19 protein-coding genes are annotated in these 25,229 nt (G+C 71.1%); 11 read left to right on the forward strand and 8 right to left on the reverse strand.

Features of this window, described 5'->3' with window-relative positions:
- The first annotated feature begins 7 nt into the window (after positions 1-7).
- Together VIS07_03395 and VIS07_03400 are read left to right on the forward strand one after the other, a co-directional pair.
- The gene (locus VIS07_03395) at positions 8-2,302 is read left to right on the forward strand and encodes a nitric-oxide reductase large subunit (GenBank protein ID HEY8514540.1); all 2,295 of its coding nucleotides are present in this window, start codon (positions 8-10) and stop codon (positions 2,300-2,302) included.
- Positions 2,303-2,503: 201 nt separating this feature from the next.
- Positions 2,504-3,649 (forward strand): amidohydrolase family protein, encoded by a 1,146-nt coding sequence (locus tag VIS07_03400; GenBank protein HEY8514541.1) that lies wholly within the window; start codon positions 2,504-2,506, stop codon positions 3,647-3,649.
- Positions 3,650-3,761: 112 nt separating this feature from the next.
- On the opposite strand, the gene VIS07_03405 is transcribed toward VIS07_03400, so the two are convergent.
- The 6 genes from VIS07_03405 to VIS07_03430 all read right to left on the reverse strand — a co-directional run bounded on the left by VIS07_03405 (position 3,762) and on the right by VIS07_03430 (position 10,243).
- Positions 3,762-4,382, reverse strand: a complete 621-nt coding sequence (locus tag VIS07_03405; GenBank protein ID HEY8514542.1) for a hypothetical protein — start codon at positions 4,380-4,382, stop codon at positions 3,762-3,764.
- A gap of 373 nt (positions 4,383-4,755) precedes the next feature.
- Positions 4,756-5,991: a polysaccharide ABC transporter ATP-binding protein gene (locus VIS07_03410; protein HEY8514543.1), complete on the reverse strand. Its 1,236-nt coding sequence runs from the start codon at positions 5,989-5,991 to the stop codon at positions 4,756-4,758.
- Positions 5,991-6,878, reverse strand: a complete 888-nt coding sequence (locus VIS07_03415; GenBank protein ID HEY8514544.1) for an ABC transporter permease — start codon at positions 6,876-6,878, stop codon at positions 5,991-5,993. The genes VIS07_03410 and VIS07_03415 overlap by 1 nt, the downstream gene beginning before the upstream one ends.
- Entirely contained in the window at positions 6,875-8,290 is a 1,416-nt protein-coding gene (locus VIS07_03420; protein HEY8514545.1) for a sulfatase, read from the reverse strand. Before VIS07_03420 ends, VIS07_03415 begins: the two co-directional genes overlap by 4 nt.
- A 76-nt stretch (positions 8,291-8,366) precedes the next feature.
- Positions 8,367-9,590, reverse strand: a complete 1,224-nt coding sequence (locus VIS07_03425; GenBank protein HEY8514546.1) for an amidohydrolase family protein — start codon at positions 9,588-9,590, stop codon at positions 8,367-8,369.
- A gap of 191 nt (positions 9,591-9,781) precedes the next feature.
- Positions 9,782-10,243 (reverse strand): hypothetical protein, encoded by a 462-nt coding sequence (locus VIS07_03430; protein HEY8514547.1) that lies wholly within the window; start codon positions 10,241-10,243, stop codon positions 9,782-9,784.
- Positions 10,244-10,442: 199 nt separating this feature from the next.
- Between VIS07_03430 and VIS07_03435 the strand changes: the two genes are divergently transcribed.
- From VIS07_03435 to VIS07_03445, 3 genes are all read left to right on the forward strand, one after another.
- Entirely contained in the window at positions 10,443-12,632 is a 2,190-nt protein-coding gene (locus VIS07_03435; protein HEY8514548.1) for a CocE/NonD family hydrolase, read from the forward strand.
- 8 nt (positions 12,633-12,640) lie between these two features.
- Positions 12,641-14,068 (forward strand): sulfatase-like hydrolase/transferase, encoded by a 1,428-nt coding sequence (locus tag VIS07_03440; protein HEY8514549.1) that lies wholly within the window; start codon positions 12,641-12,643, stop codon positions 14,066-14,068.
- Positions 14,069-14,137: 69 nt separating this feature from the next.
- Positions 14,138-14,551, forward strand: a complete 414-nt coding sequence (locus tag VIS07_03445) for a glycine zipper family protein (GenBank protein ID HEY8514550.1) — start codon at positions 14,138-14,140, stop codon at positions 14,549-14,551.
- Positions 14,552-14,671: 120 nt separating this feature from the next.
- Here the strand turns inward: VIS07_03445 and VIS07_03450 are convergent, their stop codons facing one another.
- On the reverse strand, positions 14,672-16,594 hold the full coding sequence (locus tag VIS07_03450) for a hypothetical protein (GenBank protein HEY8514551.1): 1,923 nt from the start codon (positions 16,592-16,594) through the stop codon (positions 14,672-14,674).
- 298 nt (positions 16,595-16,892) lie between these two features.
- Here VIS07_03450 and VIS07_03455 point away from each other — a divergent pair, with 298 nt between their 5' ends.
- From VIS07_03455 to VIS07_03470, 4 genes are all read left to right on the forward strand, one after another.
- Positions 16,893-17,627, forward strand: coding sequence for a hypothetical protein (locus tag VIS07_03455; GenBank protein HEY8514552.1), 735 nt, complete (start codon positions 16,893-16,895; stop codon positions 17,625-17,627).
- A gap of 107 nt (positions 17,628-17,734) precedes the next feature.
- A complete protein-coding gene (locus VIS07_03460; GenBank protein ID HEY8514553.1) occupies positions 17,735-18,883 on the forward strand; it encodes a right-handed parallel beta-helix repeat-containing protein in 1,149 nt (382 codons plus the stop codon).
- A 55-nt stretch (positions 18,884-18,938) separates the two neighbouring features.
- Complete coding sequence (locus VIS07_03465; GenBank protein ID HEY8514554.1) at positions 18,939-20,129, forward strand: RidA family protein; 1,191 nt, start codon at positions 18,939-18,941, stop codon at positions 20,127-20,129.
- Complete coding sequence (locus VIS07_03470; GenBank protein ID HEY8514555.1) at positions 20,126-22,510, forward strand: tetratricopeptide repeat protein; 2,385 nt, start codon at positions 20,126-20,128, stop codon at positions 22,508-22,510. Before VIS07_03465 ends, VIS07_03470 begins: the two co-directional genes overlap by 4 nt.
- Before the next feature lie 124 nt (positions 22,511-22,634).
- Here VIS07_03470 and VIS07_03475 read toward each other — a convergent pair whose 3' ends face one another.
- Positions 22,635-22,964 carry a hypothetical protein gene (locus VIS07_03475; GenBank protein HEY8514556.1) on the reverse strand — a complete coding sequence of 110 codons (330 nt, stop codon included), beginning with the start codon at positions 22,962-22,964 and terminating at the stop codon, positions 22,635-22,637.
- A gap of 176 nt (positions 22,965-23,140) precedes the next feature.
- Here VIS07_03475 and leuC point away from each other — a divergent pair, with 176 nt between their 5' ends.
- A complete protein-coding gene (gene leuC / locus VIS07_03480) occupies positions 23,141-24,577 on the forward strand; it encodes a 3-isopropylmalate dehydratase large subunit (protein ID HEY8514557.1) in 1,437 nt (478 codons plus the stop codon).
- The gene (gene leuD, locus VIS07_03485) at positions 24,577-25,218 is read left to right on the forward strand and encodes a 3-isopropylmalate dehydratase small subunit (GenBank protein ID HEY8514558.1); all 642 of its coding nucleotides are present in this window, start codon (positions 24,577-24,579) and stop codon (positions 25,216-25,218) included. Before leuC ends, leuD begins: the two co-directional genes overlap by 1 nt.
- Positions 25,219-25,229: the final 11 nt, after the last annotated feature.

A 25,229-nucleotide genomic window follows, 5' to 3' on the forward strand; every position in this document is an offset into this window, starting at 1 on the left:
GGAGATCATGAAAAACTTGAAGCGCTACTGGCTGGTCCTCGCCGCGACCGTGCTGGGCACGTTCCTCGTGCTGGGCTTCTTCGGCCGCGAGGTCTACCGTCAAGCACCACCGATCCCCGAGCGCGTGCTCAGCGAGACCGGCGAGGTCCTGATGACGCGCGACGACATCCTCGACGGCCAGCAGGTGTGGCAGAGCGTCGGCGGTCAGCAGGTCGGCTCGATCTGGGGGCACGGCGCGTACCAGGCGCCGGACTGGTCGGCCGACTGGCTGCACCGCGAGGCGACGGGCCTGCTCGAGCGCTGGAGCCGCGCCGAGGCGGGCGTCGAGTTCGCGGCGGCGCCGGAGGCGACGCAGGAAGCGTTGCGCGCGCGTCTGCGCCGCGAGATGCGCACCAACCGCTACGACCCCGAGACCGGGACGCTGATGGTCTCGGCCGACCGCGCCGCGGTGATGCGCGAGGTCGCGCGCCACTACACGGCGCTCTTCGGTGACGACCCGGCGCTGCAGGAGCTGCGCGAGGCGTACGCGCTGCACGACGACGCGGTGCCCGACGCCGAGCGGCGCGAGAAGCTCGCGGCGTTCTTCTTCTGGACCGCGTGGGCCTGCGCGGCGGAGCGCCCGGGCTCGACGGCGAGCTACACCAACAACTGGCCGCACGAGGAGCTGGTCGGCAACCGGCCGACGAGCGCGAACGTGCTCTGGTCGGTGCTGAGCGTGACGCTGCTCGTCGCCGGGATCGGCGCCCTCGTCTGGTACAAGGCCTTCCGCGATCGCGAGGAGCCGCTGCCGGCGCCGCCGACCGAGGATCCGCTCGACGGCATCGCGCTCACGCCGTCGATGCGTGCGGTCGCCAAGCTGTGCTTGACGGTGATCGGGCTCTTCGTCCTGCAGGTGCTGCTCGGCGTTCTGACGGCGCACTACACGGTCGAGGGGCAGGCGCTGTTCGGCATCCCGCTCGCGCGCTGGCTGCCGTACGCGGTGACCCGCACCTGGCACGTGCAGACGGCGGTGTTCTGGATCGCGACGGCGTTCCTCGCCGCGGGGCTGTTCCTCGCGCCCGCCGTCGGCGGCCGCGAGCCGCGCTTCCAGCGGCTCGGCGTCAACGTGCTGTTCGGCGCGCTGCTCGTCGTCGTGCTCGGCTCGCTCGCCGGCGAGTGGCTGTCGGTGCAGCAGGTGTTCGGCCTCGACGCCGGCTTCTGGTTCGGCCACCAGGGCTACGAGTACGTCGACCTCGGACGCGCGTGGCAGATCGCGCTCTACGTCGGGCTCGTGCTGTGGCTCGTGCTGATGCTGCGCGGCCTCGCTCCGGCGCTCGCGCGCCGCGAGGCGATCCGTCCGATCGTCGCGCTGTTCGCCGGCGCGTCGGCGGCGATCGGACTGTTCTACGGCGCGGGGCTGTTCTACTCGGCGCGCACCCACCTGTCGGTGATGGAGTACTGGCGCTGGTGGGTCGTGCACCTGTGGGTCGAGGGCTTCATGGAGGTGTTCGCCACCGCGGCGATGGCCTTCCTGTTCACCCGGCTCGGTCTCGTGCGTCCGAGCAGCGCGGCGCGCGGCGTCCTGCTCGCGACCTCGATCTTTCTGCTTGGCGGAATCCCCGGGACGTTCCACCACCTGTACTTCAGCGGCACGCCGGTCTCGATCCTCGCGGTCGGCGCGAGCTTCAGCGCGCTCGAGGTGGTGCCGCTCGCGCTGATCGGGCTCGAGGCCTGGGGCACGCTGCGCATGGAGCGTCGCGTGGCGTGGATGGAGCGCTACCGCTGGCCGATCCGCTTCTTCGTCGGCGTGGCGTTCTGGAACCTGGTCGGCGCCGGCGTGTTCGGCTTCCTGATCAACCCGCCGATCGCGCTCTACTTCATGCAGGGTCTGAACACGACCCCGGTGCACGCGCACACCGCGCTGTTCGGCGTCTACGGTCTGCTGGCGCTCGGCCTCGTGCTGATCGTGCTGCGTCGCCTGCGTCCCGCGGGCGAGTGGAAGGAGGGCGCGCTCGCGTACGCCTTCTGGGCGATGAACGTCGGGCTCGCGCTGATGGTGCTGCTGAGCCTGTTGCCGATCGGCCTCGTGCAGGCGTGGGCGAGCCTCGAGCACGGTCTGTGGTACGCGCGCAGCGCCGACCTGCTGCAGCTGCCGCTCCTCCAGGGTCTGCGCTGGGCGCGGATCGTCGGCGACGTCGTGTTCTTGACGGGTGTCGGCGCGCTGGTCTGGTTCGTCGCCGGGCTGTGGACCGGGCACTCGTACGTCGCGCGGCAGCCGGTGACCGAGCCGGACACCGCGGGCGTCGTGCCGGACGCCGCGTGACGTTGAGACGTCGCACGGCCTGACGTGACGGGGGCGGCGTGCGCGGGGCGACGGAGGTCGCCCGCGCACGCCGTCGTCCGTTGGACGGCGCGGACGGAGCGCGCTCGCGGACCGTCCCGAGGTGCGCGACGTCCGATCGAGCGTTTGCTCTAGCCAAGCACCGCGGAGCCGTCGTAGAACCGCCGCAGGAGGGTTCCTGCGATGGCTGCCGCGCGACGCAACTACAGGATCATCTCGGCCGACTCCCACACCGTCGAGCCGCCGGACCTGTGGGAGAAGTGGCTCGAGCGCAAGTACCTCGACACCGCGCCGAAGCTGGTCGACGACGGCGCCGGCGGGCACGCCTGGCTCTACATGGGCGCCTCGACGCCCGAGCCGCTCGGCCTCGTCACCTGCGTCGGGACGCGTCCCGAGGACCTCAAGTGGACCGGCGCCCGCTACGGCGAGACCATCCACCCGTCCTGCTACGACGGCGCCGAGCGCTTGAAGGTGATGGACGTCGACGGCGTCGACGCCGAGATGCTCTACCCGCCGCAGCGCGCGATGCTGACCTTCATGCGCAACAAGGACGTCGACGCGCACCTGGCCGGCATCCGCGCCTACAACCGCTGGCTCAAGGAAGGCTTCTGCGCCGCGGACCCCGATCGCCTGATCGGCATCTTCCAGATGCCGAACGTCGGCATCGAGACCGCCGTCTCCGAGCTCGAGCGCGCGAAGAAGGAGGGCTTCCGCGGCGTCGCGATCTCGGCGTGGCCGTCGGGCGGCGACAACCTACGCCCCGAGGACGATCCGTTCTGGGAGCGCGCCGCGGACCTCGACATGCCGGTGTCGATCCACCTGCTGCTCGCCGCGCAGCAGACCAAGACGCCGGCCTCGAAGCCGGCGGCGGTGGCGATCGGCGCGACCGCGTTCTCGCTCACCATGCCGCTCATCACCGAGATGATCTTCCAGGGCGTGTTCGACCGCTTCCCGAAGCTCCGCATGGCGGCGGTCGAGACGGGCGTCGGCTGGATCCCGCACTTCCTCGAGATGACCGACGACCGCTACTGGCGGAACCGCTTCTGGGCGGGCACCAAGCTGAAGAAGGTGCCGAGCGACTACTTCCGCGACCACTGGCTCGCGACCTTCATCGTCGACCGCAACGGCGTCTCGGTGCGCCACCAGGTCGGCGTCGACAACATGGCGTGGTCGACCGACTTCCCGCACCACGGCAACGACTGGCCGTACTCGCGGCGCGTGATCGACTCGCTGTTCGCCGACGTGCCCGAGGTCGAGCGGCGCAAGATCGTGTGCGACAACGCGGCGCGCTTCTGGGGACTCAGCGAGGAGCGCTGGGGCGCCGCCTGACGCCCCGGCGCTCGCCGCTCGAAGCCCCGCGTGCCACGACGCCGAGGCCCGCGCTACGCCGCGCGGCGGATTCTAGGCTTGATGGTGCCGTCCGGCGCGGGCGCCGTCGCGCTCAGGGCAGGTCGTCCGGGCAGGCGCTCGGCGCCGGGCTCTTGCGCGCCGTGAACATCTTGCCGTTCGACCCGTCCTTGCCCACTTTGCCGCCGAACCGCATGCAGTAGCGCTCGGGGGCGGTGCCGACCTCGAGCACGACGTCGATCGGATCCTGGCGCACGCCGGGCTGCAGGTCGAAGTCGAGGACCGTCGGGCCGCGGCCGTAGCAGAGCGCGCGGACCGTGCGCTGACCGCGGATCTCGACCCGCTTGCAGGTCCCCTGATCCATCTCGCGGTCGTTGTAGCGCCAGCTCCCGGTCTTCCGTCCCGTCCAGTTCTCGCACGGCAGGTCGGTGACGTGGGTCTCGCCGGTCAGCGCGCTGCGCACGATGAGCCGGCCGCCGCCGCCGCCGGCGCCGCTGCAGGTCGGGTCGCCCGCGCTGCCCGGCGGCTGGATCGAGACCGAGTCGCTGCGTCCGGTGACGACGATGCGGTTGCGCTTCTCCTGGTCCGGCAGCTTGTTGGTGATGACGAGCCGCGCGCCCGGCACGAGCTGGTCGGCCGCGTGGGCGCTGTGGGCAATCGCTCCGCCGCCGAGCGTCGCCGTGGCGAGCAGGATGGCGAAAGTGGTCCTTGACATGCGTTCCGTCCCTCTTCGCGACGGCTTCTCCCGCCGCGCATCTCTCAGAAGTGCGAACGTGCGAGCAGACGTTCAGGTGCCGTGCGGTGGGCGAGGTCGCGCGCGGGAAGAGCAATTCCGGGACCCGCGGGGCGCGCCGCTCGAAGCTCGTTGATCTCGCCCGGACGGTGGCGTCCTGCCCCACGCGGACGCCGCGAACGGGCCGATTTTCCGGGAGCTTTCCGCGGCGCGACGCGCGGCGAGGGATTTCGCTACGGCGAACGCGCAGCTCTGGCAGCCGTGCCACGTCGCGCGCGGGCGCGAACCCGTGGGCGCGCAGCACCCTGGCGAACGCCGCGTCGCCCGCGCGACCCGCGCGCTCCCGAAGAGACGCTCAGCGCTCGACCGGGACCACCGACCAGGCGCGCGGCTGGTGGTAGAGGCTCCGCCCGATCACCTCGTCGGAGCGCACCGTGAAGCGGAACGACTCGACCGTGTCGAGCGGCGTCATCCCCTCGCGCACGAGGATGCGCGCGCTGTAGATCCCCGGCACGAGCCCGCACCACGGCCAGTGCATGCGCAGCTCGACCGTGCCCGCGGTGAGCGCCAGCCGCCGTCCGTCGGCCGACGACATCAGGTGCAGCACGCGCTCCGCGTCGCCCATGCCGCTGATGATCACCGTCATCGCGCCGTCCGCGACGTTGCGCCGCACGCGGCAGCGCACGCACAGCGTCGCCGGACGTCCGGTCACCGGTCCGCGCAGCGGCGCGGCGCTCTCGTCCGTGAACCACACCGACTCGACGTCGACGCCGAGGCTCTCGGCGTCGGGCTTGGGCGGCAGGTCGAGGCGGCCGTCGCCGGTCAGCGTCGCGCCGACGTCGTCCTCCTCGTAGCGCCGCAGGACCTCGGGCGTCGGTCCCTCGCAGACGAGTTCGCCGGCGCGCAGGTAGACCGCGCGCTCGCAGACGTTCAGCACCGCGTGCGGGTTGTGCGACACCAGGATGAACGCCGTGCCGCGCTCGCGCAGCTGCGCGAGACGCTGGAAGCACTTGCGGCGAAAGCGCGCGTCGCCGACCGCGAGCACCTCGTCGATCAGCAGCAGGTCGGGCTCGGTGTGCACGGCGCACGCGAAGCCGAGCCGTGCCGCCATGCCGCTCGAGTACGTCTGCACGGGCGCGTCGATCGCGTCCGCGAGCTCGGCGAAGGCGATCACCGAGTCGAGGCGCTTGCGCACCTCCGCCGTCGAGACGCCGAGGATCGCCATGTTGGCGAAGATGTTCTCGCGTCCGCTCAGCACGGGATCGAAGCCGGCGCCGAGCGCGATCAGGGGCGCGACGCGGCCGCGGATGCGGATCCTGCCGGTGTCGGGACGGATCAGGCCGCCGATCATGCGCAGGAGCGTCGTCTTGCCGGCGCCGTTCGAGCCGACGAGGCCGATCGCCTCGCCCGGCTCGAGGCGCAGCGAGACGTCGCGCACCGCCCAGAACTCGCCGGTGCGCAGCCGGTCGGGGTGGCGCCGTCCGCCGGTCAGCTCGCCGACCACGTCGAGCACGCCGTAGAGCAGCGAGCGGTCGAGCGCGCGGCAGAACTTCTTCGACACGCCGTCGATCTCGAGCGTCGGCGCGGCCATCAGCTCCCCACCCGCTCGACGACGAAGGGCATCGCGAGCCGGAACACGACCCAGGTGACGAGCAGCCCGCAGAGCGAAAGGGCCGTCACCACCGCGAAGCGCAGCGGATCCGACACGACGCCGGTGGTCGCGAGCTCGCGCGTCGTCACGAGCAGCGGCGTCACGGGGTTCCAGCGCACGAGCGTCGCGAACGTGCCGCTTTCGGGCACCGGATAGACGACCGGCGTCAAGAGCAACCAGGTGCCGGTGAAGAGCGCGAGCCCGCGCGAGACGTCGCGGTAGAGCAGCCCGAGCGGCGCGAGAAACAGCCCGACGAGCGTTCCGAACAGGACCAGGCTCGCGAGCGCCAGCGGCGCGAGCGCGACCGTCGACGCGACCGGCACCGCGAACCACCAGAACAGCGCCGTCACCAGCACCAGCTTGACGAGCAGGTTGAAGCCGATCTCGATCAGCTTCGCGAGCACGATCGCCTCGCGCGGGAAGTTGACCCGCGCGAGCATCACGCGCGCCGCGGAGACGCCGGCGACCGGTCCGTTCATCGCCTCGACGAACGTCTGCCACAGCGTCGTGCTGAACATGACGTAGGCCGGGTAGGGGATGTCGGTCGCGCCGACCCGGATCACGTTCGCCCGGTTCGCGAGCGTGAAGCCCGCGGCGAGGACGATCGGCGGGATGAACGCCCAGGCGACGCCGAGCACGGACTGGCGGTACTGCGCGCGCAGGTTGCGCAGCGCGAGCTGCCAGGCGAGCGAGCGCGACGCGCGCACCGCGCCCAGCATCTCGCGCGCGAGCCGCCCCGGATGCCGGAGGCTGCTCTCGGCGGTGTAGACGATCTCGTCGGCGTGCTCGCCGAAAGCCGCCGTCCGCCGCGAGCGCTCGCGTCTCACGACGGCGGCGAGGCCGCCGGCAGCAGCGTGGGCGCGCGCGTGGCGCGCGGCGCGGCGATCAGCGCCGGCTCGGCGCAGACCGCGCGCTCGACGTCGAGGCCCTGCTCGAGCGCCGCCGCGCTGCCGACGAGACCGCCCTCGAGCAGGCTGCACGCGCGTCCACGGCACCTGGACATCTTCTTCACGGTCTGCGCGTAGACCTCGTCCTCCGGTCCGCACGGGCGCGGGTGCATCTCGTCGGGGTCGCGGATCAGGTCGAACACCATGCAGGGCCCGTCGTTCCAGCGCGCATACTTGACGTCGTTCGTGCGCAGGCCCTTCCAGACGAGGTGCTTCTGCAGCGCCCAGAACTCGAGCAGCAACCGGTCGCGCCACGGCATCTCCGGCTCGGCCGAGAGCAGCGGCACCATCGAGCGTCCGTCGACGCTGTCGGGCACCGGCACGCCGGCGAGCTCGGCGAAGGTCGGCGCGATGTCCTGCGACGCGACCAGCGCGTCGCTGCGTCCCTTCCGCACACCAGGGCCGCGCACGTAGAGCGGTATGCGCGACGCTTCCTCGTACGGCTGGCCCTTGCCGGCGTCGAGGCCGTGCTCGCCCATGAAGACGCCGTTGTCGGTGGTGAAGAAGACGTACGTCCGGTCGAGGACGCCGCGCTCGCGGAGGACGTCGAGCAGCATCTCCACGCCTTCCTCGACGGCGAGCATCATCTCGAGCCGGGTGCGCACGAGCTTCCCGACCTCGTCGCGGTCGGCGGAGAACGACGGCGGCCACTTGATCTCGAGGTCGTCGAAGCGTCCCCGGTGCCGCTTGGCCGACGCGAACGGGCCGTGCGGCGCGAGCGGCGCCCACACCGCGAGGAAGGGCTCCGGCGCGCTCGCGAGGAAGCGCGCGGTCTCGATGGCGAAGAGATCGACGTCGTAGACGCGCTGGACGTGAGAGACCTCGCCGTTCTCGCGCAGCACGTGGTAGTCGGCGCGGTGCAGCATGCGGATGCCCGACGTCCAGCGGTCCCAGCCCGGCGGCACGTAGGAGAGGTTGCCGCCGTAGCCGTTGACGTACTTGCCGAAGTAGCCGGTCGTGTAGCCCGCGCGCTGCAGCCAGGTGGCGAAGGTCTCGTACTCGCCGCCGCGGGCGTGGAACGGCTTCAGGAAGTTGCCCGTGATCCCGTGGTTGTGGGCGTACTGGCCGGTCAGCATGCTGACCCGCGACGGCGCGCACACGGGCGTCGTCGCCACCATGCCGAGCTCGAGCCCTGGCTCGGCCAGCATCTCGCGCAGCCGCGGCAGGTACGACATCAGTCGCGGGCTCAGGTCGTCGGTCAAGATGAAAAGAATGTTGGGGGGCTGCTGCGCGGCCGCCGTGGTCGAGACGACCAGGAGCAGCAGCGCGGCGGCGAGGAGCCGTCGGATCATCCTACGTGTTCTGCCGAAGCGCGCCGCCGCCGTCGAGTCACGATGTGGCGAGCGAGTCGCAGGGACGCGTCGGCGTTCAGGCGGCTTGCGGCGGCGGCAGCGAGTACAGCTCGGCGGCGTTGAGGCCGAGGATTCGCTCCTGCGCCGCGGGCGGCAGGCCGTACATCGCCTCGCGCAGCTCGCGGATGACGCCGGGGATCTTGGCGTCGGGGTGCGGGTAGTCGCTCGCCCAGATGATGCGCTCGGCGCCGACCAGCGGGCTCTCGGCGGTGAAGCGCAGCGTCGACTCGTCGGGGTCGAAGGAGATCCAGCACTGCCGCTTGAAGTACTCCGAGGGCTTCATCTTCATCTGCGGCACGTCCCACGGAAAGATCTCGAAGTGGTGGTCGAGCCGCTCGAGCCAGGGCACGATCCAGCCGCCGTTCGCCTCGAGGAAGATCACCTTGAGCTTCGAGAAGCGCTCGAGGGTGCCGCCGCAGATCAGCATGGTCAGCGTCGTCTGCATGTCGAAGACGTTCGACAGCGCCTGCGTGAAGAAGATGTTTTGGATGCCGACCATGCCGGTCATCTCGGCCTCGCGGCTCGCGTCGTACATGCCGCGCGCGCCCGGGGCGACGAACTTCGCGAAGCCCAGGTCGCGGCACGCGCCCGGCAGGTCGTTGGCGAGGTACGGGTGGAAGCCGACGGTGAGGTCGAGGTCCTGCAGCGTCGCCCACAGGCGGTCGTACACCGGATCGCAGAAGAACTTGCCGTCGACCGAAGGATTCGGCCGCAGGAAGACGCCGACCAGCCCGAGCTCCTTGGCCTTCTTGGCCATGCGCACCGCGCGGTCGACGTCGGTCTGGACGATCGACGCGATGCCGAACAGCCGCGTCGGCGCGTGCCGGCAGTAGTCGGCAAGCCAGCGGTTGTAGGCGTCGCCCTGCGCCTCGGCGAAGTCGAGGTCCTTGAAGCCCGAGAGGCCGAGGAACAGCGTCGGGTAGACGACCGCCTGCTGGATGTCGTCGCTCGCCATCTCCTTGAGGCGCTCGTCCGGACGGAACGCGCCCGGCTTCACCTCGCTGTACTTGAGCTCGCCGCGCTGCGCGCGCAGCCGGTCCTCGAGCGACAGCCCGCCGGTTCCCGCGAGCGCCATGAAGTTCGCGTTCGTGACGCGACCCTGGAAGTGCAGCCACTCGCTGCCGTCGGGCCGGGTCTCGATGTGGAAGCACTGCTCGCGGTACTTGGCGGGGATGTAGTCGAGCATCGCGGTCGGGTGCTCGAGCACGTGGCCGTCGGCGTCGACGATGCGCTGCTGCATGGCGAAGCCCCCCTCGCCGAGCGGAAAGCCTGCGGCGACGGCGCCACAGATACGCGCGCCCCGCGCGGGACGCAACGCCCGTGCGCCGCGCGCGCGCGCTGGATCCGGCGTGCGCGCGCAGAGAGCGTCAGCGTCGCCGTCGCCGCAGCGCTCGAGCGCGTCGCGCGCGCGCTCCGGCGCGCACGCTCGGGCTACGGGATCGGGATGCTGAACCGACCCGGCTGGATCGGGTAGTCGTCGTCGTTGACGGTGATCGTCACCGTCGGGCCGTCGAACGACGCGGTGCCGCTCACCACGTCGCTCGCTCGCAGAACGGCCGCGGCGAACACGTCGAGCGTCCCGGAGCCGGCGGCGAAGAACGTCACGGAGTTGCTCAGGAAGGTCGCGCCGCCGTTCGCGCCCACGGTGACGTTGGTGACCTGGACGATGTTGCCCTGGACGGAATCCATCACGAGCGGCTGGTCGAAGGTCAGGGTGGCGTTGCCTCCGGAGCCCGAGAGGCCGTTCACCAGGATGTTGATCTGGAAGGGAAACGCTTCCCCCTCGCCCGGCAGGGGACCCGAGCCGGGCTTCGTGGAAGCGTCGCCGCACGACGCGAACGCAGCGAACGACAGCAGCAGCGCGACGACAATCTTAAATTTGTCGGGCATCATGGGCGCGCCTCCTCGCGATCCACCGCGCTTACCACGCGTCGGCGTCCGGGGGCGAGACGGAAACGGACGCGTCGCCGCCGCGGCCTGACCGAGCGACCGTCTCCGCGGGCGGGCCGACGAGCGATTCCCGGGTCGACAGGGGTCGGTGCCGTGGTCTAGACGACACGGCACTCTCTATCCCCCATCCCAGGAGATCCACGTGTCACGTCGTTTCCTGCTCTCGTCCTTCGTCTTCCTGCTGCTCGTCGCGCCGCTCTCGGCGCAGGCGATCGAGGTCAAGCCCGGCATCGGGATCATCGCCGTGACCGGCGCCGAGCCCGACACGGAGCTCGTGCTCGAGGACCGACGCGGCAACCAGCAGCGCGGCGTCACGGACCGCTTCGGCAGCTTCCTCTTCCGCGAGCTCGAGCAGGGCGAGCAGTACACGGTGCGCGCGAGCGACGGCAGCCCGCCGGTCGTCGCGCGCGTGCTGCGCTTCAACGAGCACCCCGATCCGAGCTTCTACCGCAAGCAGGTGCTGCGTCCGGGCTTCAACTACATCCAGACGCGCGACGGCACGCTGCTGGCGGCGATGGTGCGGCTGCCGGCCGGCCCCGGACCGTTCCCGACCGTCGTCGAGTACTCGGGCTACGCGATCGCCGATCCCGATCGCACCGAGCCCGTGTCGCTGCTCGCGGGCGTGCTCGGCTACGCGACCGTCGGCGTCAACATGCGCGGCTCGGGCTGCTCGGGCGGCGTCTTCGACCTCTTCGACCTGCCGACCACCGCGGACGGCTACGACGTCATCGAGACCGTCGCCGCGCAGCCGTGGGTCAAGGACGGCAAGGTCGGCATGGTCGGCATCTCGTTCTCGGGGATCAGCCAGCTCTTCGTCGCCGGCGCGCGTCCGCCGCACCTCGCCGCGATCGCGCCGCTCGCGGTGATCGCCGACATCTACGAGTCGCCCGGCTATCCCGGCGGCATCTTCAACAACGGCTTCGCGCAGTCGTGGCTGCGCGATCGCGCGCTCGACGCGCGTCCGGCGCCCGAGGGCGGGCAGGCCTACGCGATCCGGCGCGTCCAGCAGGGCGACACCGTCTGCCTCGAGAACCAGAAGCTGCGCCTGCAGACCGAGGACCCGGCCGAGCTCACCCGCCGCTACCCGTACTACACGCCGGAGATCATGGAGCGGCGCTCGCCGGCGACCTGGGTGCGCAACATCCGCGTGCCGGTGCTGTTCTCGAGCACCTGGCAGGACGAGCAGACCGGACCTGGCTTCGCGAGCATGCTGTCGGAGCTGCCGCGCCGCCGCGACGTCAAGCTCCATCTTCTGAACGGCGTGCACGCGAGCCCGCTCGAGCCCGAGGTGCTGTGGCCGTGGCACGCGTTCCTCGAGCTCTACGTCGCGAAGCGCGTCCCCAACCAGGCGTTGCTGCCGCTGGTCGCGCCGGTCGTGCTGCAGCAGATCCTCGGCGGCAACCCGCCGACCCCGCCGCTGCCGACGAGCCGCTTCACCGGGATCACGAGCTACGCGGCGGCGCGCAAGCTCTACGAGTCGGATCCGTTCGTGCGCGTCCTGTTCGAGAACGGGGCCGGCTCGTCGACGCCGGGGCTGCCCGCGGTGACCTTCGAGCAGGGCTTCTCGCGCTGGCCGCCGCGCGAGGTGAAGGCGACCGCGTGGTGGTTCGGACCGAACGGCAAGCTCAGCCCGCGCAAGCCGAAGAAGGGCGAGGACGGCGTCGACGTCTACTACCCGGACCCGCAAGCGCGTCCGCAGCAGACGCTGCCCGGCAGCGGCGCGGACGACTCGTGGAAGATCATGCCGCCGTACGACTGGCGTCCGTTCGTCGACGGCACGGCGGTCGCGTACGCCACCGAGCCGCTCGAGCAGGACGTGACGATCGTCGGCCCGGGAAGCGTCGACGTCTGGCTGCGCTCGAGCGCGGAGGACACCGACCTGCAGGTCACGCTGTCGGAGATCCGTCCCGACGGCCTCGAGACCTACGTGCAGAGCGGCTGGCTGCGCGCGAGCCACCGCAAGCTCGGCCGCACGCGCTCGACGGCGTTCGACCCGCGCCACACGCACCTCGAGCGCGACGCTCGGCCGCTGCCCGACGGCAAGTTCGTCAAGGTGCGCATCCCGCTCTACGCGTCGGCGCACGTCTTCCGGAAGGGATCGCGCATCCGCATCGGCATCGCGGCGCCGGGCGGCGACCGCACGCGCTGGCGCTTCGACACGCCGGCGACCGACGGCCTCGTGCGCAACGAGATCGCCTACGGCCGCAAGAACCCGTCGCGCCTCGTGCTGCCGGTCGTGCCGAGCGTGCAGGCGCCGCCCGAGCTTCCGCCGTGCCCCGGCTTGCGCGGTCAGCCGTGCCGCGTTTACGTGCCCGCCGCGAACGGAGGGTAAGCGGCGGCATGACGGTGCGGACGGCGGCGCGGCGCGGGGATCGGCCGAACATCCTCTTCATCCTCGCCGACGACATGGGCTACGGCGACTTCGGCTGCTTCAGCGAGGGGCGGCTTCGGACGCCCGCGCTCGACGAGCTGGTGGCGACCGGCCTTTGCTTGACGCAGCACTACTCGGCGTCGCCGGTGTGCGCGCCGGCCCGCGCGTCGCTGTTCACCGGCCGCTACCCGCACCGCACCGGCGCGATCGATACGCTCGAGATGCGCGGGCTCGACCGCATGTCGCTGCGCGAGCGCACCATCGCCGAGCTGCTGCGCGACGCCGGCTACGTGACCGGCCTCGTCGGCAAGTGGCACAACGGCGCGCTCGACCCGCGTCACCACCCGACGTCACGCGGCTTCGACGAGTTCGTCGGCTTCTGCGGCGGCTGGAGCCCGTACTTCGAGTGGCGCATCGAGCGTGGCACGTCGCCGGCGACCGAGAAGCTCGACTTCGACGGCAGGTACTTGACGGACGTGTTCACCGAGGAGGCGATCGCGTTCTTGCGCCGCCACCGCTCGAAGCCGTTCTTCCTGCACCTCGCGTACAACGCGCCGCACTTCCCGTTCGAGGCGCCGAAGGAGGACCTCGCGCGCTTCGAGGACCGCGAGGAGCTGACGCCCGCGGTGCGCGCGATCTACGCGATGATCGAGCGCATGGACGCCGGCATCGCGCGCGTCCTCGAGGAGCTCGGCGCGCTCGGCCTCGCCGAGAACACCCTCGTGCTGTTCTCGAGCGACAACGGACCGCAGCTCGGCGTCTACGGTCCGTACGACACCCGGCGCTTCAACTGCGGCTTCCGCGGCGCGAAGCTGCTGGTCTACGAGGGCGGCATCCGCCTGCCGATGGTGCTGCGCTGGCCGGCGGGCCTCGCCCGCACCGGCACGCTCGACGCGATGGTGCACCTCACCGACTGGCTGCCGACGCTCGTCGGACTCGCCGGCGGCACGCTGCCGCGCGACCGCGTGCTCGACGGCATCGACGTGCTGCCGCTCCTTCGCGGCGAGCGCGGCAAGACGTGCGACCAGCGCTTCTGGCAGTGGAACCGCTACGCGCCGCGCCTCGAGTGCAACGCCGCGATGCGCGACGGGCAGTGGAAGCTCGTGCGTCCGGCGATCGACGAGCTGATGCGGGTGCGCGACGACGACTGGAAGATGGACGTCGCGAGCAAGTACGACCGCGAGGGGAAGCTCACCGACATCGTGCGCGAACCGGTCGAGCTCCCCGTGCCCGCGGCGGACGTGCCCTCGCAGCTCTTCGACCTCGCGAGCGATCCCCTCGAGCAGCACGACCTCGCGGCGCAGCACCCCGAGCGCGTCAGGCGCATGGAGGCCGAGCTCGCCAAGTGGTTCGAGGAGGTCGAGGCGGAGCGGCGCGCGATCCGCGACCTGCCCTGAAGGGGCCGGCGGCGGCGCTTCGTGCGCGATCCCTCTTGAGTCGCCCGCGGCGCTGGGGATCGATGGGCCATGCACCCACGTCTCTTGTGCTGGCTCGCGATCGTGCTCGTCGGCTGCTCGTCGGCGCGGCCGATCCTCTACGGGAACGACAAGTATCTGCAGGTCGGCCGCGACGGCGCGGAGCGCGACATCGAGGAGTGCACGCGGCTGGCCGATCAGGCCGGCGCCACCGCGAGCGGCGGCAGGGCGGCGGACACCGCGCAGCGCGCCGGCAAGGGTGCGGTCGGTGGTGCCGCGGCCGGCGCGGTGGGCGGCGCGATCGGCGGCAGCCCGGGCGTGGGCGCGGCGGCGGGTGCGGCGAGCGGCGTCGTCTGGAACGTGCTGTTCGGCTGGATGGAGCCCGAGCAGCCGGACGCGGTGCACAAGGCGTACGTCGACCAGTGCCTCGCCGACCGCGGCTACCAGGTCGCGGGGTGGAAGTAGCCTCGGCGCTCCGTAGCTCGTGACGCGCGGCCGTCCGACGAGCCGTCGCGACGCGGTCTGCTCGACGCGACGACGGCGGGTGCTCGACGGCGCATTCCTGCGCGCCGCGAAAGGCGCGCGTCAGTAGCGCACGAGCGTCAGCACCCGCACCCGGCTCGACGTCAGCGACGCGAAGTAGACCCGACCGTCCGGCGCCACGGCGACGTCCTCCGGACAGCCGGCGTCCGCCAGCAGCCCCGGCTGACCGTCCGCGCCCAGCGTCTGACCCGCGAGACCGGTGCCGGCGATGCTGATGATGCTGCCCTCGCGGTCGACCAGACGGATGCGGTTGTTGTTCATGTCGCCGATGAACACCTGCCCGTCGTCGCCCTGCGCGACGCCGCACGCGGAGTGGATGCGGGCGCGCGTCGCGAGGCCGCCGTCGCCGGCGTAGGCGCCGACGATGCCCATCGACAGCCCGGCGACGTGGCTCAGCGTCTGGTCGTGCTCGATGCGCAGCACGCGGTGCATCCCGGACTCGCCGATCAGCACCGTGCCGTCGGGCGCGACCTCGACCGACGACGGGATGCCGAGCGTCGCCTCGACCGCGGGACCGCCGACGCCGAACGCGTTCCCTCCGGCGACCGTCGTGATGATGCCGTTGCGGTCGATCTTGCGGACCCGCTCGGAGGCCTGGGGCGGCGCGCCGCAGAGGAACGACAGCAGCGCGGACTCGGTGACGTAGACGTTGCCCTCGGCGTCGACCGCGGACTTGTTGGGCGCCATGAGCTTCGCGGCCGTCGCCGGTCCGCCGTCGCCCGAGTGGCCCTGAGCGCCGGTGCCGGCGATGGTCGTGAACTGTCCGTTGGCGTTCAGCCGGAGCACGCGGTGCGAGCAGCGATCGGCGGCGTAGACCTCGCCGGTCGCGGGGTCGACGCTCACGTCGTAGGGGGCGCCGTAGTTCACGAACGGCGACGTCTGTCCTTGCGGCGAGATCGTGAGGATCTTGTGGTCGCCGGTCGCGGCGACGTAGACCGTGCCGTCCGCGGCCATCCCGAGCGCGTGCGGCGAGAAGATCGACTGCGGGATCGTCGCGACGCCGTAGTAGGCCGGCTCGCCGCCCGCGCGCTGGCAGGCCCGACGCGTGCGCAAGAGGCCGCAGTCGTCGCCCACGCAGCACACGTTCGCGCCGTAGAGCTCGCGCGCGACGGTGAGCGCTGCGTCCTGGAGCTGGCAGGAGAGGCAGTCGAGCAGGTCGTCGTTGTTCGCGCCGGGGGCGTCGAGTAGCTGCGTCGCGCCGAACGTGCAGGGCGCCGCCTGGAAGGCGCACGCCGGCAGGACGGTCGGCTCGATCCCCGCGCACAGCGTCGGGTAGTGCGGCGCCGAGTCGATCGGGCTCGTCGTGCACGCGGCGACGCTCGCCGCACGCCAGGCCGCGAGGCGTCGGTCGAGCAGCTTGGCGAGCCGCTTCGCGACGCCCGGCTGGCCGAAGCAGGCGGCGATGCTCTTGTCCTTGCGCGCCGGGCAGCGGTGCAGCTCGACCAGCACCCGGCGCAGCAGCTTGACGCCGCGGCGGCCGATCGTCTCGTGGCAGGCGTGCCGCACGGGCTGATTCGCGAGCAGCTTCGCGCCGACCGCGTCGAGCGTTTCCTCGATGCGGCAGGCGAGGCAGTCGAGGACGTCGTTGCGCGGTCCGAGCGCGTCGAGGACCGGTGTGGCGAAGGTGCAGCTCGAGGGCGCCGCGGCGCAGGTGCCGAGGTAGCCGAGGTCGGAGGCGAAATCGGTGTCGGCGCAGACCGTGGCGGTCGCCTTCGACCAGCGCGTGCGGAGCCGCGTGCGGGCTTTCGCCGCGGCGGGCGCTGCGAGGCAGGTCGAGATCGGCTCCATGCGCTCCGCGGCGGAGCACTCGGTGACCTGGCGCAGGACGCGTCGCGCGTAGCGGTGGCCGACGCGCTCGATCGCGCTCTGGCAGGCCTCGGGCGTCGCGTGCGCCGCGTCGGAAGCGAGCAGCGCGAGCAGGACGAGCACCGTCCCGAAGGCGAAGCGCCGCGCCTGCCGACGCACCGCGTCCGTTGCACGCGTCCTGCGGGCCTGCGCTCCGGACGTCGCCGCGGGGATCGCTCGCTCGGGCATACGCCTCCCCCCATTCTGCGTCGGCGACGCCCGCGCTGCGCGGGCACGCGTCGGCCCCCACCGTCCTACGGCCGCGCGCGGATCCCGCGCAAGCGAGATCCGAATCCGGCTTGCACCTGCGGCCCGCCACCGCCAATGTCGTTGGACGCCATCACGCCCACGCGGGCCGGCGGGCACGGGCCGCGGCTCTGGCGCCGTGCCATTGCCAACGGAGGACGAACGAGGAGTCATGCAACCGCATCACGATCGCTATCGCATCGCCGCCGCGGCCGCCGTGGCCGTGCTCGTTCTCGCGCTCGCGCCGCAGGCCGAGGCGCAGCGTGAGTCGGGGATCCAGCTCTCGCCGGAGTCCAACCGCTACTTCATCAGCAAGGACGTCAACAACGAGCGCTGGGCCATCACCTACAACCTCGACGACAAGACCGTCACCGGGAACGTCTTCCCGCTCGACGGCGGCGCGCCGACCTTCCTCACCTGCGACATCACCCGCGTCGAGCAGGCGCCCAACCCCGCGGACGCGCAGTACTTCCTGAGCTGCCGCGCGGCGGGTCCGTGCGCCGAGGCGCCCTGCGGGCCGGGCCAGTGGAGCGATCCGGTCGACGTCGGTCCGATCCCGGGCTCGTTCCTGCTGCCGACCAACACCAAGGCGACCTACGCGGGCAACGTGCAGCCGATCTACAACCAGTCGTGCGCGACGAGCGCCGTCTGCCACGGCAACGGCGCGCAGTACGTCGTCCTGTCGCCGGCGGTGTCGTACCACAACACCTTCCTCGTCGAGTCGGACGGCCCGAACGGCAAGCAGGGTCCGTTCATCGTGCCGTACCAGCCCGACGCGAGCTTCCTCTACAAGAAGCTCGACGGCACGGGCGCGGGCGAGCGGATGCCCTACAACGGCGCGCCGCTGCCGGACGATCAGATCGAGGCGATCCGCAACTGGATCCTGGAGGGCGCGGCGAACAACTGAGCCGCGCGACGATATCGTCGTTGACACCCCGATCTGCAGCGCCGTATAGGTTTGCGCACCTCGGGCGTGTCCTTCGGACCCCCACGAAGCCCGAAGAGAGAGCCTTCATGCGAGCAACCCTTCTTCTCAGCATCGGTGCCGTCCTCGTCCTTGCCGCTGGCTGCAGCGACAGCAGCGACGGCGGTGGCTCGGGTGACACGACCACCGTCCGCCCGGGCGAGTCGATCCAGGCGGCGGTCGACGCGGCCGCGCCGGGCGACACGATCGTCGTCCTGCCGGGCGACTACATCGAGCAGCACGACGGCCGCGCCGCGGTGCGCATCACCAAGCCGCTCAAGCTGATCGCGCAGAGCAACCCGCCGAACGAGCGGGTGCGCATCCTGCCGAGCGGCAACCAGCGCCACGGCATCCTGGTCGAGCCGGAGAATCCGGGCGATCCGAACGTCGACGGCGTCGAGATCAAGGGCTTCACCGTCGAGGGCTTCCCGAACAACGGGATCTGGCTGCGCTACGTCTCGAACTTCGTGATCGAGAACAACGAGTCGATCAACAACCTCGAGAACGGCATCTGGCCGACGCTGTCGGCGAACGGCGAGGTCCGCAAGAACGTCGCCTACGGCTCGCTCGACGCGGCGCTGTGGGTCGAGGCGGCGGAGAACGTCCGGGTGATCGAGAACGAGGTCTACAACAGCCCGACCGGCCTCGAGGTCACGGTGTCGAACGACATCCACATGGAGGGCAACTACATCCACGACAACGTCGTCGGCGTGGGCCTCTACCATCCGTCGGGCGCCGGTCTGCCGCCGCAGGACTGGCCGCAGGATCAGCCGTTCCACAACTGGAAGCTGATCAACAACGTCATCGAGAACAACAACCTGCCGAACCCGGTGTCCGGTGGTCTCGTCGGCGAGCTGCCGTCGGGCGGCGGCGTGCTGGTGCTCGGCGTCGACGACGTCGAGATTCGCGACAACACGATCCGCAACAACAACTTCTTCGGGATCGCGATGATCGACTACTGCATCGCCGTCGACGGCACCGCGAACAGCTGCGAGAACAATCCGCCGTTCTACTCGGACACGTCGCCGGACAAGAACCGCATCATCGACAACGTCGTCACCGGCAACGGCGCCGCGCCGCCGCCGGGTCCGTTCGAGGCGCTCGCCGGCGACATCCTCGGGATCGGCGGCAACGACAACTGCGCGAGCGGCAACACCGCGGACCGGACCTTCCTAGCGCCGGAGCTGCCCGCCTGCTGACGAAGCCGGGCCGCACGCGGCCCGGCACGCGAAGCGTCGTCTGAGTCGCGAAGCCGTGCCGGCGACAGGCTGCCTACGGAGGTTCACCGGGCCGCAGGCGGACGAGATCGCCATCCTCTGCCGCCCGGACGGCGAGGCTCGCGACGTCGCCGCACAGGTCGAGTCGGCCTACCGCGCGCTCGCCGAGAGGCTCGCGGCGAACGGCGCCACGTTCGCGCACGTCGCGGCGGAGACGGTCTTCTTGCGCGACGTCGGCGAGGAGCTGCGCGCCGTGCTGGCGACGCGCAAGCAGGTGCTCGCCGACCTCGCCGCAGGCGACCAGGCGCCGCCGCCGGCGCTCGTCGGCCAGCCGCCGGTCGACGGCGCGGCGCTCGCGCTCGCCGCGGTCGCGGTGGTGCCGCGCGATCCGGACGACTGGTCGACGCGGGACGTCGAGCTCGCGCCGTCGTGCCCGTGCGCGGGCTGCGCGCGCTCGGCCGCGCGCGTGGTCTCGCTCGGTGAGCAGCGCGCGCTCCACGCGACGCCGGTCTACGGCGTCGGCGACGACGTCTACGCGCAGGCCTCCACCATGTTCGTCGCCGCCGAGCGCCTGCTCGAGGCGTGCGGCATGAGCTTCCACGACGTCGTGCGGACCTGGATCCACCTGCGCGACATCGACCGCGACTACGACGCGCTGAACGCGGCGCGGCGCGATTTCTTCGCGAGCCGCGGCATCGGGCTGCGCCCGGCGAGCACGGGCGTCGGCGGCCTGCCGGCCACGGCTGCGCACGCCTGCGGTTTGAGCTTCCATGCCCTGCGCATGCCGCGCTCGTTGCCCGTCACCGACATGACGACGCCGCTGCTCAACGAGGCCTGGAGCTACGGCGCCGACTTCTCGCGCGGGCTGCGGGTCGTCGACGCGAACAAGGTCGCGCTCTACGTCTCGGGCACGGCGAGCATCGGCGCCGCCGGCGAGACGCTGCACGTCGGCGACTTCGCGGCGCAGGCCGAGCGCATGCTCGACAACATCGCCTCGCTGCTCGAGCGTCAGGGCGCGGGCTTCCACCGCATCGTGTCCGCGGTGACCTACCTGCGGCAGGCGAGCGACGCCGCGACGCTGCACGAGGTCTACCGCCGGCGCGGCTTCGGCGCGTTTCCGTGCGCCGTGGTCGAGGCGCCGCTCTGCCGACCCGAGCTGCTGTGCGAGACCGAGGCCCTGGCGCTGCTGCCGCACGCCGAGGCCGCAGCGGAAAGCAATTCATCGTGAAGTCGAAGGAACACGTTTGGACCGTCGTCGCGACCGTCGCGACGCTGCTGCTCGCCGCTGCGGCGCCCGTCGTCGCCGCGGCACCCGCCTCCGAAGCGTCCGCTCCCGAATCGTCCGCACCGGCGGCGCCCGCCGCCGACGGCTCCCCGCTGCGCATCACCTACCCGGCCGAGGGCACGCTGTTTCCGCCCGAGATCGTCGCGCCGACCTTCACCTGGCAGGACGAGGCGGGCGACGCCGCGCAGTGGGAGATCGTCGTGCGCGACGACTCCGGCGCCGAGATCTTGCGCGGCACGAGCAACGAGCCGCGCTGGCGCCCCGCGGAGGACGCCTGGCGCGAGATCAAGAAGCGCAGCCTCGAGCGCGACGCCGAGGTGACGGTGACGCGCACCGGCCCGGTGCCCGACGCGAGCACGCCGCCGACCGCGCGCGTGCGCATCCGCACCTCGAAGGATCCGGTCGGCGACGCGCTCTTCTACCGCGAGGTGCCGCTGCCGTTCCTCAAGGCGGTGCAGGACCCAGCGCAGATCCGCTGGCGCTTCGGCACGATCGACATGGAGGACGGGCCGCCGATCGTCCTCAAGGACCTGCCGGTTTGCGGCAACTGCCACTCGTTCGCCGACGACGGCAGCGTGCTCGGGCTCGACGTCGACTACGGCAACGACAAGGGCGGCTACGGCATCCTGCCGGTCGCGCGCGAGATGGTGATGAGCGACGACAAGATCATCACCTGGTCCGACTACAAGCGCGAGGACGGCGAGCTCACCTTCGGTCTGCTGTCGCGCGTCTCACCGACCGGACGCTACGTGATCAGCACCGTCAAGGACCGCTCGGTGTTCGTCGCGATGCCGGACCTGATGATCTCGCAGCTCTTCTTCCCGATCAAAGGCATCCTCGTCTACTACGACCGCGAGACCAAGCAGTTCGCGCCGCTGCCGGGCGCCGACGATCCGCAGTACGTGCAGACCAACGCCGCGTGGAGCCCGGACGGCAAGGAGATCGTCTTCGCGCGCGCGAAGGCGCACAAGATGGAGCGCCTCGAGCAGCAGAACGCGGCGCTGCTCGACGCCAAGGACGTGCCCGAGTTCACCGTCGAGCGCAAGCCGTTCCAGTACGACCTGTACCGCATCCCGTTCAACGGCGGGAAGGGCGGCACGCCGGTGCCGCTCGAGGGCGCATCGAACAACGGGATGAGCAACTACTTCCCGAAGTACTCGCCGGACGGGAAGTGGATCGTCTTCACCAAGTCGAAGAGCTACATGCTGCTGCAGCCCGACAGCGAGCTCTGGATCGTGCCGGCGAAGGGCGGCGAGGCGCGGCGTCTCAAGCACAACACGCCGCGCATGAACTCGTGGCACAGCTGGTCGTCGAACAGCCGCTGGCTCGTGTTCTCGTCGAAGGTCAACGGGCCGTACACGCAGCTGTTCTTGACGCACATCGACGAGAACGGGAACGACAGCCCGCCGGTGCTGCTCGAGCGCTTCACGTCACCCGACCGCGCCGCCAACATCCCCGAGTTCGTCAAGCTGCCCGGGGACGCGATCGCGCAGATCCGCGAGCAGTTCCTCGATCCGTACTCCTTCCTGCGCGCCGGCACCGCGAACGAGCGCACGGGCGACCACGCCGGTGCGGAGCGCGCCTTCCGCCGTGGTCTCGAGCTCGCGCCGGACGACCCCGAGCTGCACAACGCGCTCGGCTGGACGCTCTTCCAGTCGGGACGCACGGAGGAAGCGGTCGTCGAGTACGAGCGCGCGCTCGAGTCCAACCCGCGTCACGCGAAGGCGCACAACAACCTCGCGCTCGCGCTGGTCGAGCTCGGCCGGCTCGAGGAGGCGGCGAACCACTTCAAGGCGTCGCTCGAGATCGAGCCGCGTGCGGAGATCTACAGCGACTACGGCTTCACGATGGCGCGCATGAACCGGCCGCGGGAAGCGTTCGCGGCCTACCGCAAGGCGCTCGAGCTCGACCCGAACTGCGCATCGGCGCACTTCAACCTCGCCGCCGCGTACGTCATGGCGAACAAGCTCGCCGAGGCCGAGACGCACTACCGCAAGGCGCTCGAAGGCCGCGACACCGCCGAGACCCACAACGGCCTCGGCTACGTGCTCGCGCGCCAGAACCGCATGGACGAGGCGTTCGCCGAGTTCCGCAAGGCGATCGAGCTCGATCCGAACTACACCTTCGCCTACAACAACCTCGCGGACGCGCTCGCGCGGGCGGGCCAGCTCGAGGAAGCGGAGAAGGTCTACAAGCAGTCGCTCGCGGTGAAGGAGAGCGCGTCGGTGTACGCCGCGCTCGGCGTCGTCCAGCGCAGGCTCGGCAAGACCGAGGAGGCCGACGCGCAGTTCGCGCGCGCGCGCAGCCTCAGCGTCGCGCAGTGACGCGCGCCGCGTAGCCGCGTCCGGGCGTCGGTGCGGCGCGGATCCTCGGCGTCGGCGCGGACCAGCGAGGCCGTGACGCGCGCCGCCGTGCACCTGCACGGCGGCACGCGCACCGGCGACCTCCTCACTTCCCGAGCGGGGTGTAGCTGGTGCAGGTGTAGACCGTGGAGAGCGCGCCGCCGTCGTCGAAGGTGGGCACGTAGCAGCCCGCGGCGATGCGCTTGTCCGAGGGGTCGAACTGCGAGATCAGGTAGCCGTAGCGGTTGCGCAGAAAGGACGGCTCGAAGCACAGGCACGGCGTCTTCGCCTTCTGCAGCGACGCGCCGAGCGTCGGCACGCTGTCGAGGTCGACCGCGTACTTGCGGATCAGTCCCTGGAACTTGGCCTGGTTGGCGAGCGCGCTGCTGGCCGTCAGGACGAGCGCGAGGGCGATGGCTACACGAAGCGTCTTCACGTCGATTTCCTCCTTCGCCCGCAACCCGTCACGGGCTCGCAAGAGACGCGTTCAATTCGCCTGAACGACGTTCAACGGGAGGCGCGGCGGGGCCTTCGACCGTCGTGGAAGCGCCGACCCTCCCGCCCGCGGGACGCGCTTTTGCGCGCCCTCCCGGCGACGATTACCCAGACCCCATGGGCAAGAACCTGCTCGACAAGGTCTGGGACCTGCACACGGTCCGCGAGCTCGAATCGGGCCAGACCCAGCTCTTCATCGGGCTTCACCTGGTGCACGAGGTGACGAGCCCCCAGGCGTTCTCGATGATCCGCGAGGCCGGCCTGACGGTGCCGTTCCCCGACCGGACGTTCGCGACCGTCGACCACATCATCCCGACCGACTCGCAGGCGCGGCCGCTCAAGGACGGGCAGGCCGAGGAGATGATGAGCGCGATCGAGCGCAACTGCCGCGAGTTCGGCATCCGGTTCTTCAGCCCGGAGACCGGTCATCAGGGCATCGTGCACGTCATCGGCCCCGAGCTCGGGCTCACCCAGCCCGGCATGACGATCGCGTGCGGCGACAGCCACACCAGCACGCACGGCGCCTTCGGTGCGGTCGCGTTCGGCATCGGCACGAGCCAGGTGCGTGACGTGCTCGCGAGCCAGTGCCTCGCGATCCAGCGCCCGAAGGTGCGGCGCATCGTCGTCACGGGCAAGCTGGCGCCCGGCGTCTACGCCAAGGACGTGATCCTGCACATCATCCGTCGTCTCGGCGTCAAGGGCGGCGTCGGCTACGCCTACGAGTACGCGGGGCCGGTGTTCGAGGCGATGACGATGGAAGAGCGCATGACGGTCTGCAACATGTCGATCGAGGGCGGCGCGCGTCTCGGCTACGTCAACCCCGACCAGACCACGATCGAGTACCTGCGCGGTCGCGAGTTCGCGCCCAAGGGCGAGGCGTTCGAGCGCGCGACGAAGTGGTGGCTGTCGATGGCGTCGGATGCGGACGCGTCCTACGACGACGTCGTCACCATTCCGGGCGAGGAGATCTCGCCGACGGTCACCTGGGGCATCAACCCCGGTCAGGCGATCGGCGTCGGCGAGCCGATCCCGTCGGCCGAGGAGTTCTCGCCCGACGAGCGCTCGACCATCGAGGACGCCTACGAGTACATGGGCTGGTCGAAGGGCGACCGCGTCGCCGGCACCAAGATCGACGTCGCCTTCATCGGCTCGTGCACCAACGGACGCCTCTCGGATCTGCGCGAGGCGGCGCGGGTCGCGAAGCTCGGGCGCGTCAAGCCGGGCGTCAAGGCGCTGGTCGTGCCGGGCTCGCAGGAGGTCGCGCGCGCGGCCGAGGCCGAGGGTCTGCACGAGATCTTCCAGCAGGCGGGCTTCGAGTGGCGTCTGCCGGGCTGCTCGATGTGCCTCGCGATGAACCCGGACAAGCTCGTCGGGCGTCAGGTCTGCGCGTCGTCGAGCAACCGCAACTTCAAGGGCCGCCAGGGCAGCCCGTCGGGACGCACGCTGCTGATGAGCCCGGCGATGGTCGCGGCGGCGGCGATCACCGGCGTGGTGACCGACGTTCGCGAGCTGCTCGCGGGCGCGTCCGCGCAGGAGCAGGGGAGGGAGGCGTGATGAGCACGGGCGACAAGCAGCAGTCGGCGCTGATCCCCGTGCCGCGGGTCGCCGGACGTCCGATCCCGCTGCCCGGCAACGACATCGACACCGACCGCATCATCCCGGCGCGCTTCATGACCGCGATCACGTTCGATGGTCTCGGCGAGCTCGCCTTCCGCGACGTGCGCTTCGGGCCGGACGGCAAGGAGCTGCCGCACCCGATGAACGACCCGCGCTACCAGGCGAAGGGTCCGCGCGTCGCGGTGGTGAACAAGAACTTCGGCTGCGGCTCGTCGCGCGAGCACGCGCCGCAGGCGCTCTACCGCTGGGGCATCAAGGCGCTGGTCGGCGAGTCGTTCGCCGACATCTTCTTCGGCAACTGCGTCGCGATGGGCATTCCGTGCGTCACCGCGAGCGAGGCGGACGTCGCGAAGCTCATGCAGGCGGTCGAGGAGGATCCGGCGCACGACATGGTGGTCGACGTCGAGGCGCGCACCGTGACCTACCGCGGCGTCAGCTACCCGGTGACGATTCCCGAGGGCGCGCGCACGCAGCTCCTGAAGGGCACCTGGGACGCGACCCGCATCCTGGTCGATGCGCTGCCGCTCGTGCGCGAGACCGCGGCGCGACTGCCGTACACGCGGAGCTTCGCGAGCTGAGCGACGCGTAG

It is taken from the genome of Candidatus Binatia bacterium (assembly GCA_036563615.1).
In the GTDB taxonomy this organism is placed as follows: domain Bacteria; phylum Desulfobacterota; class Binatia; order UBA12015; family UBA12015; genus DATCMB01.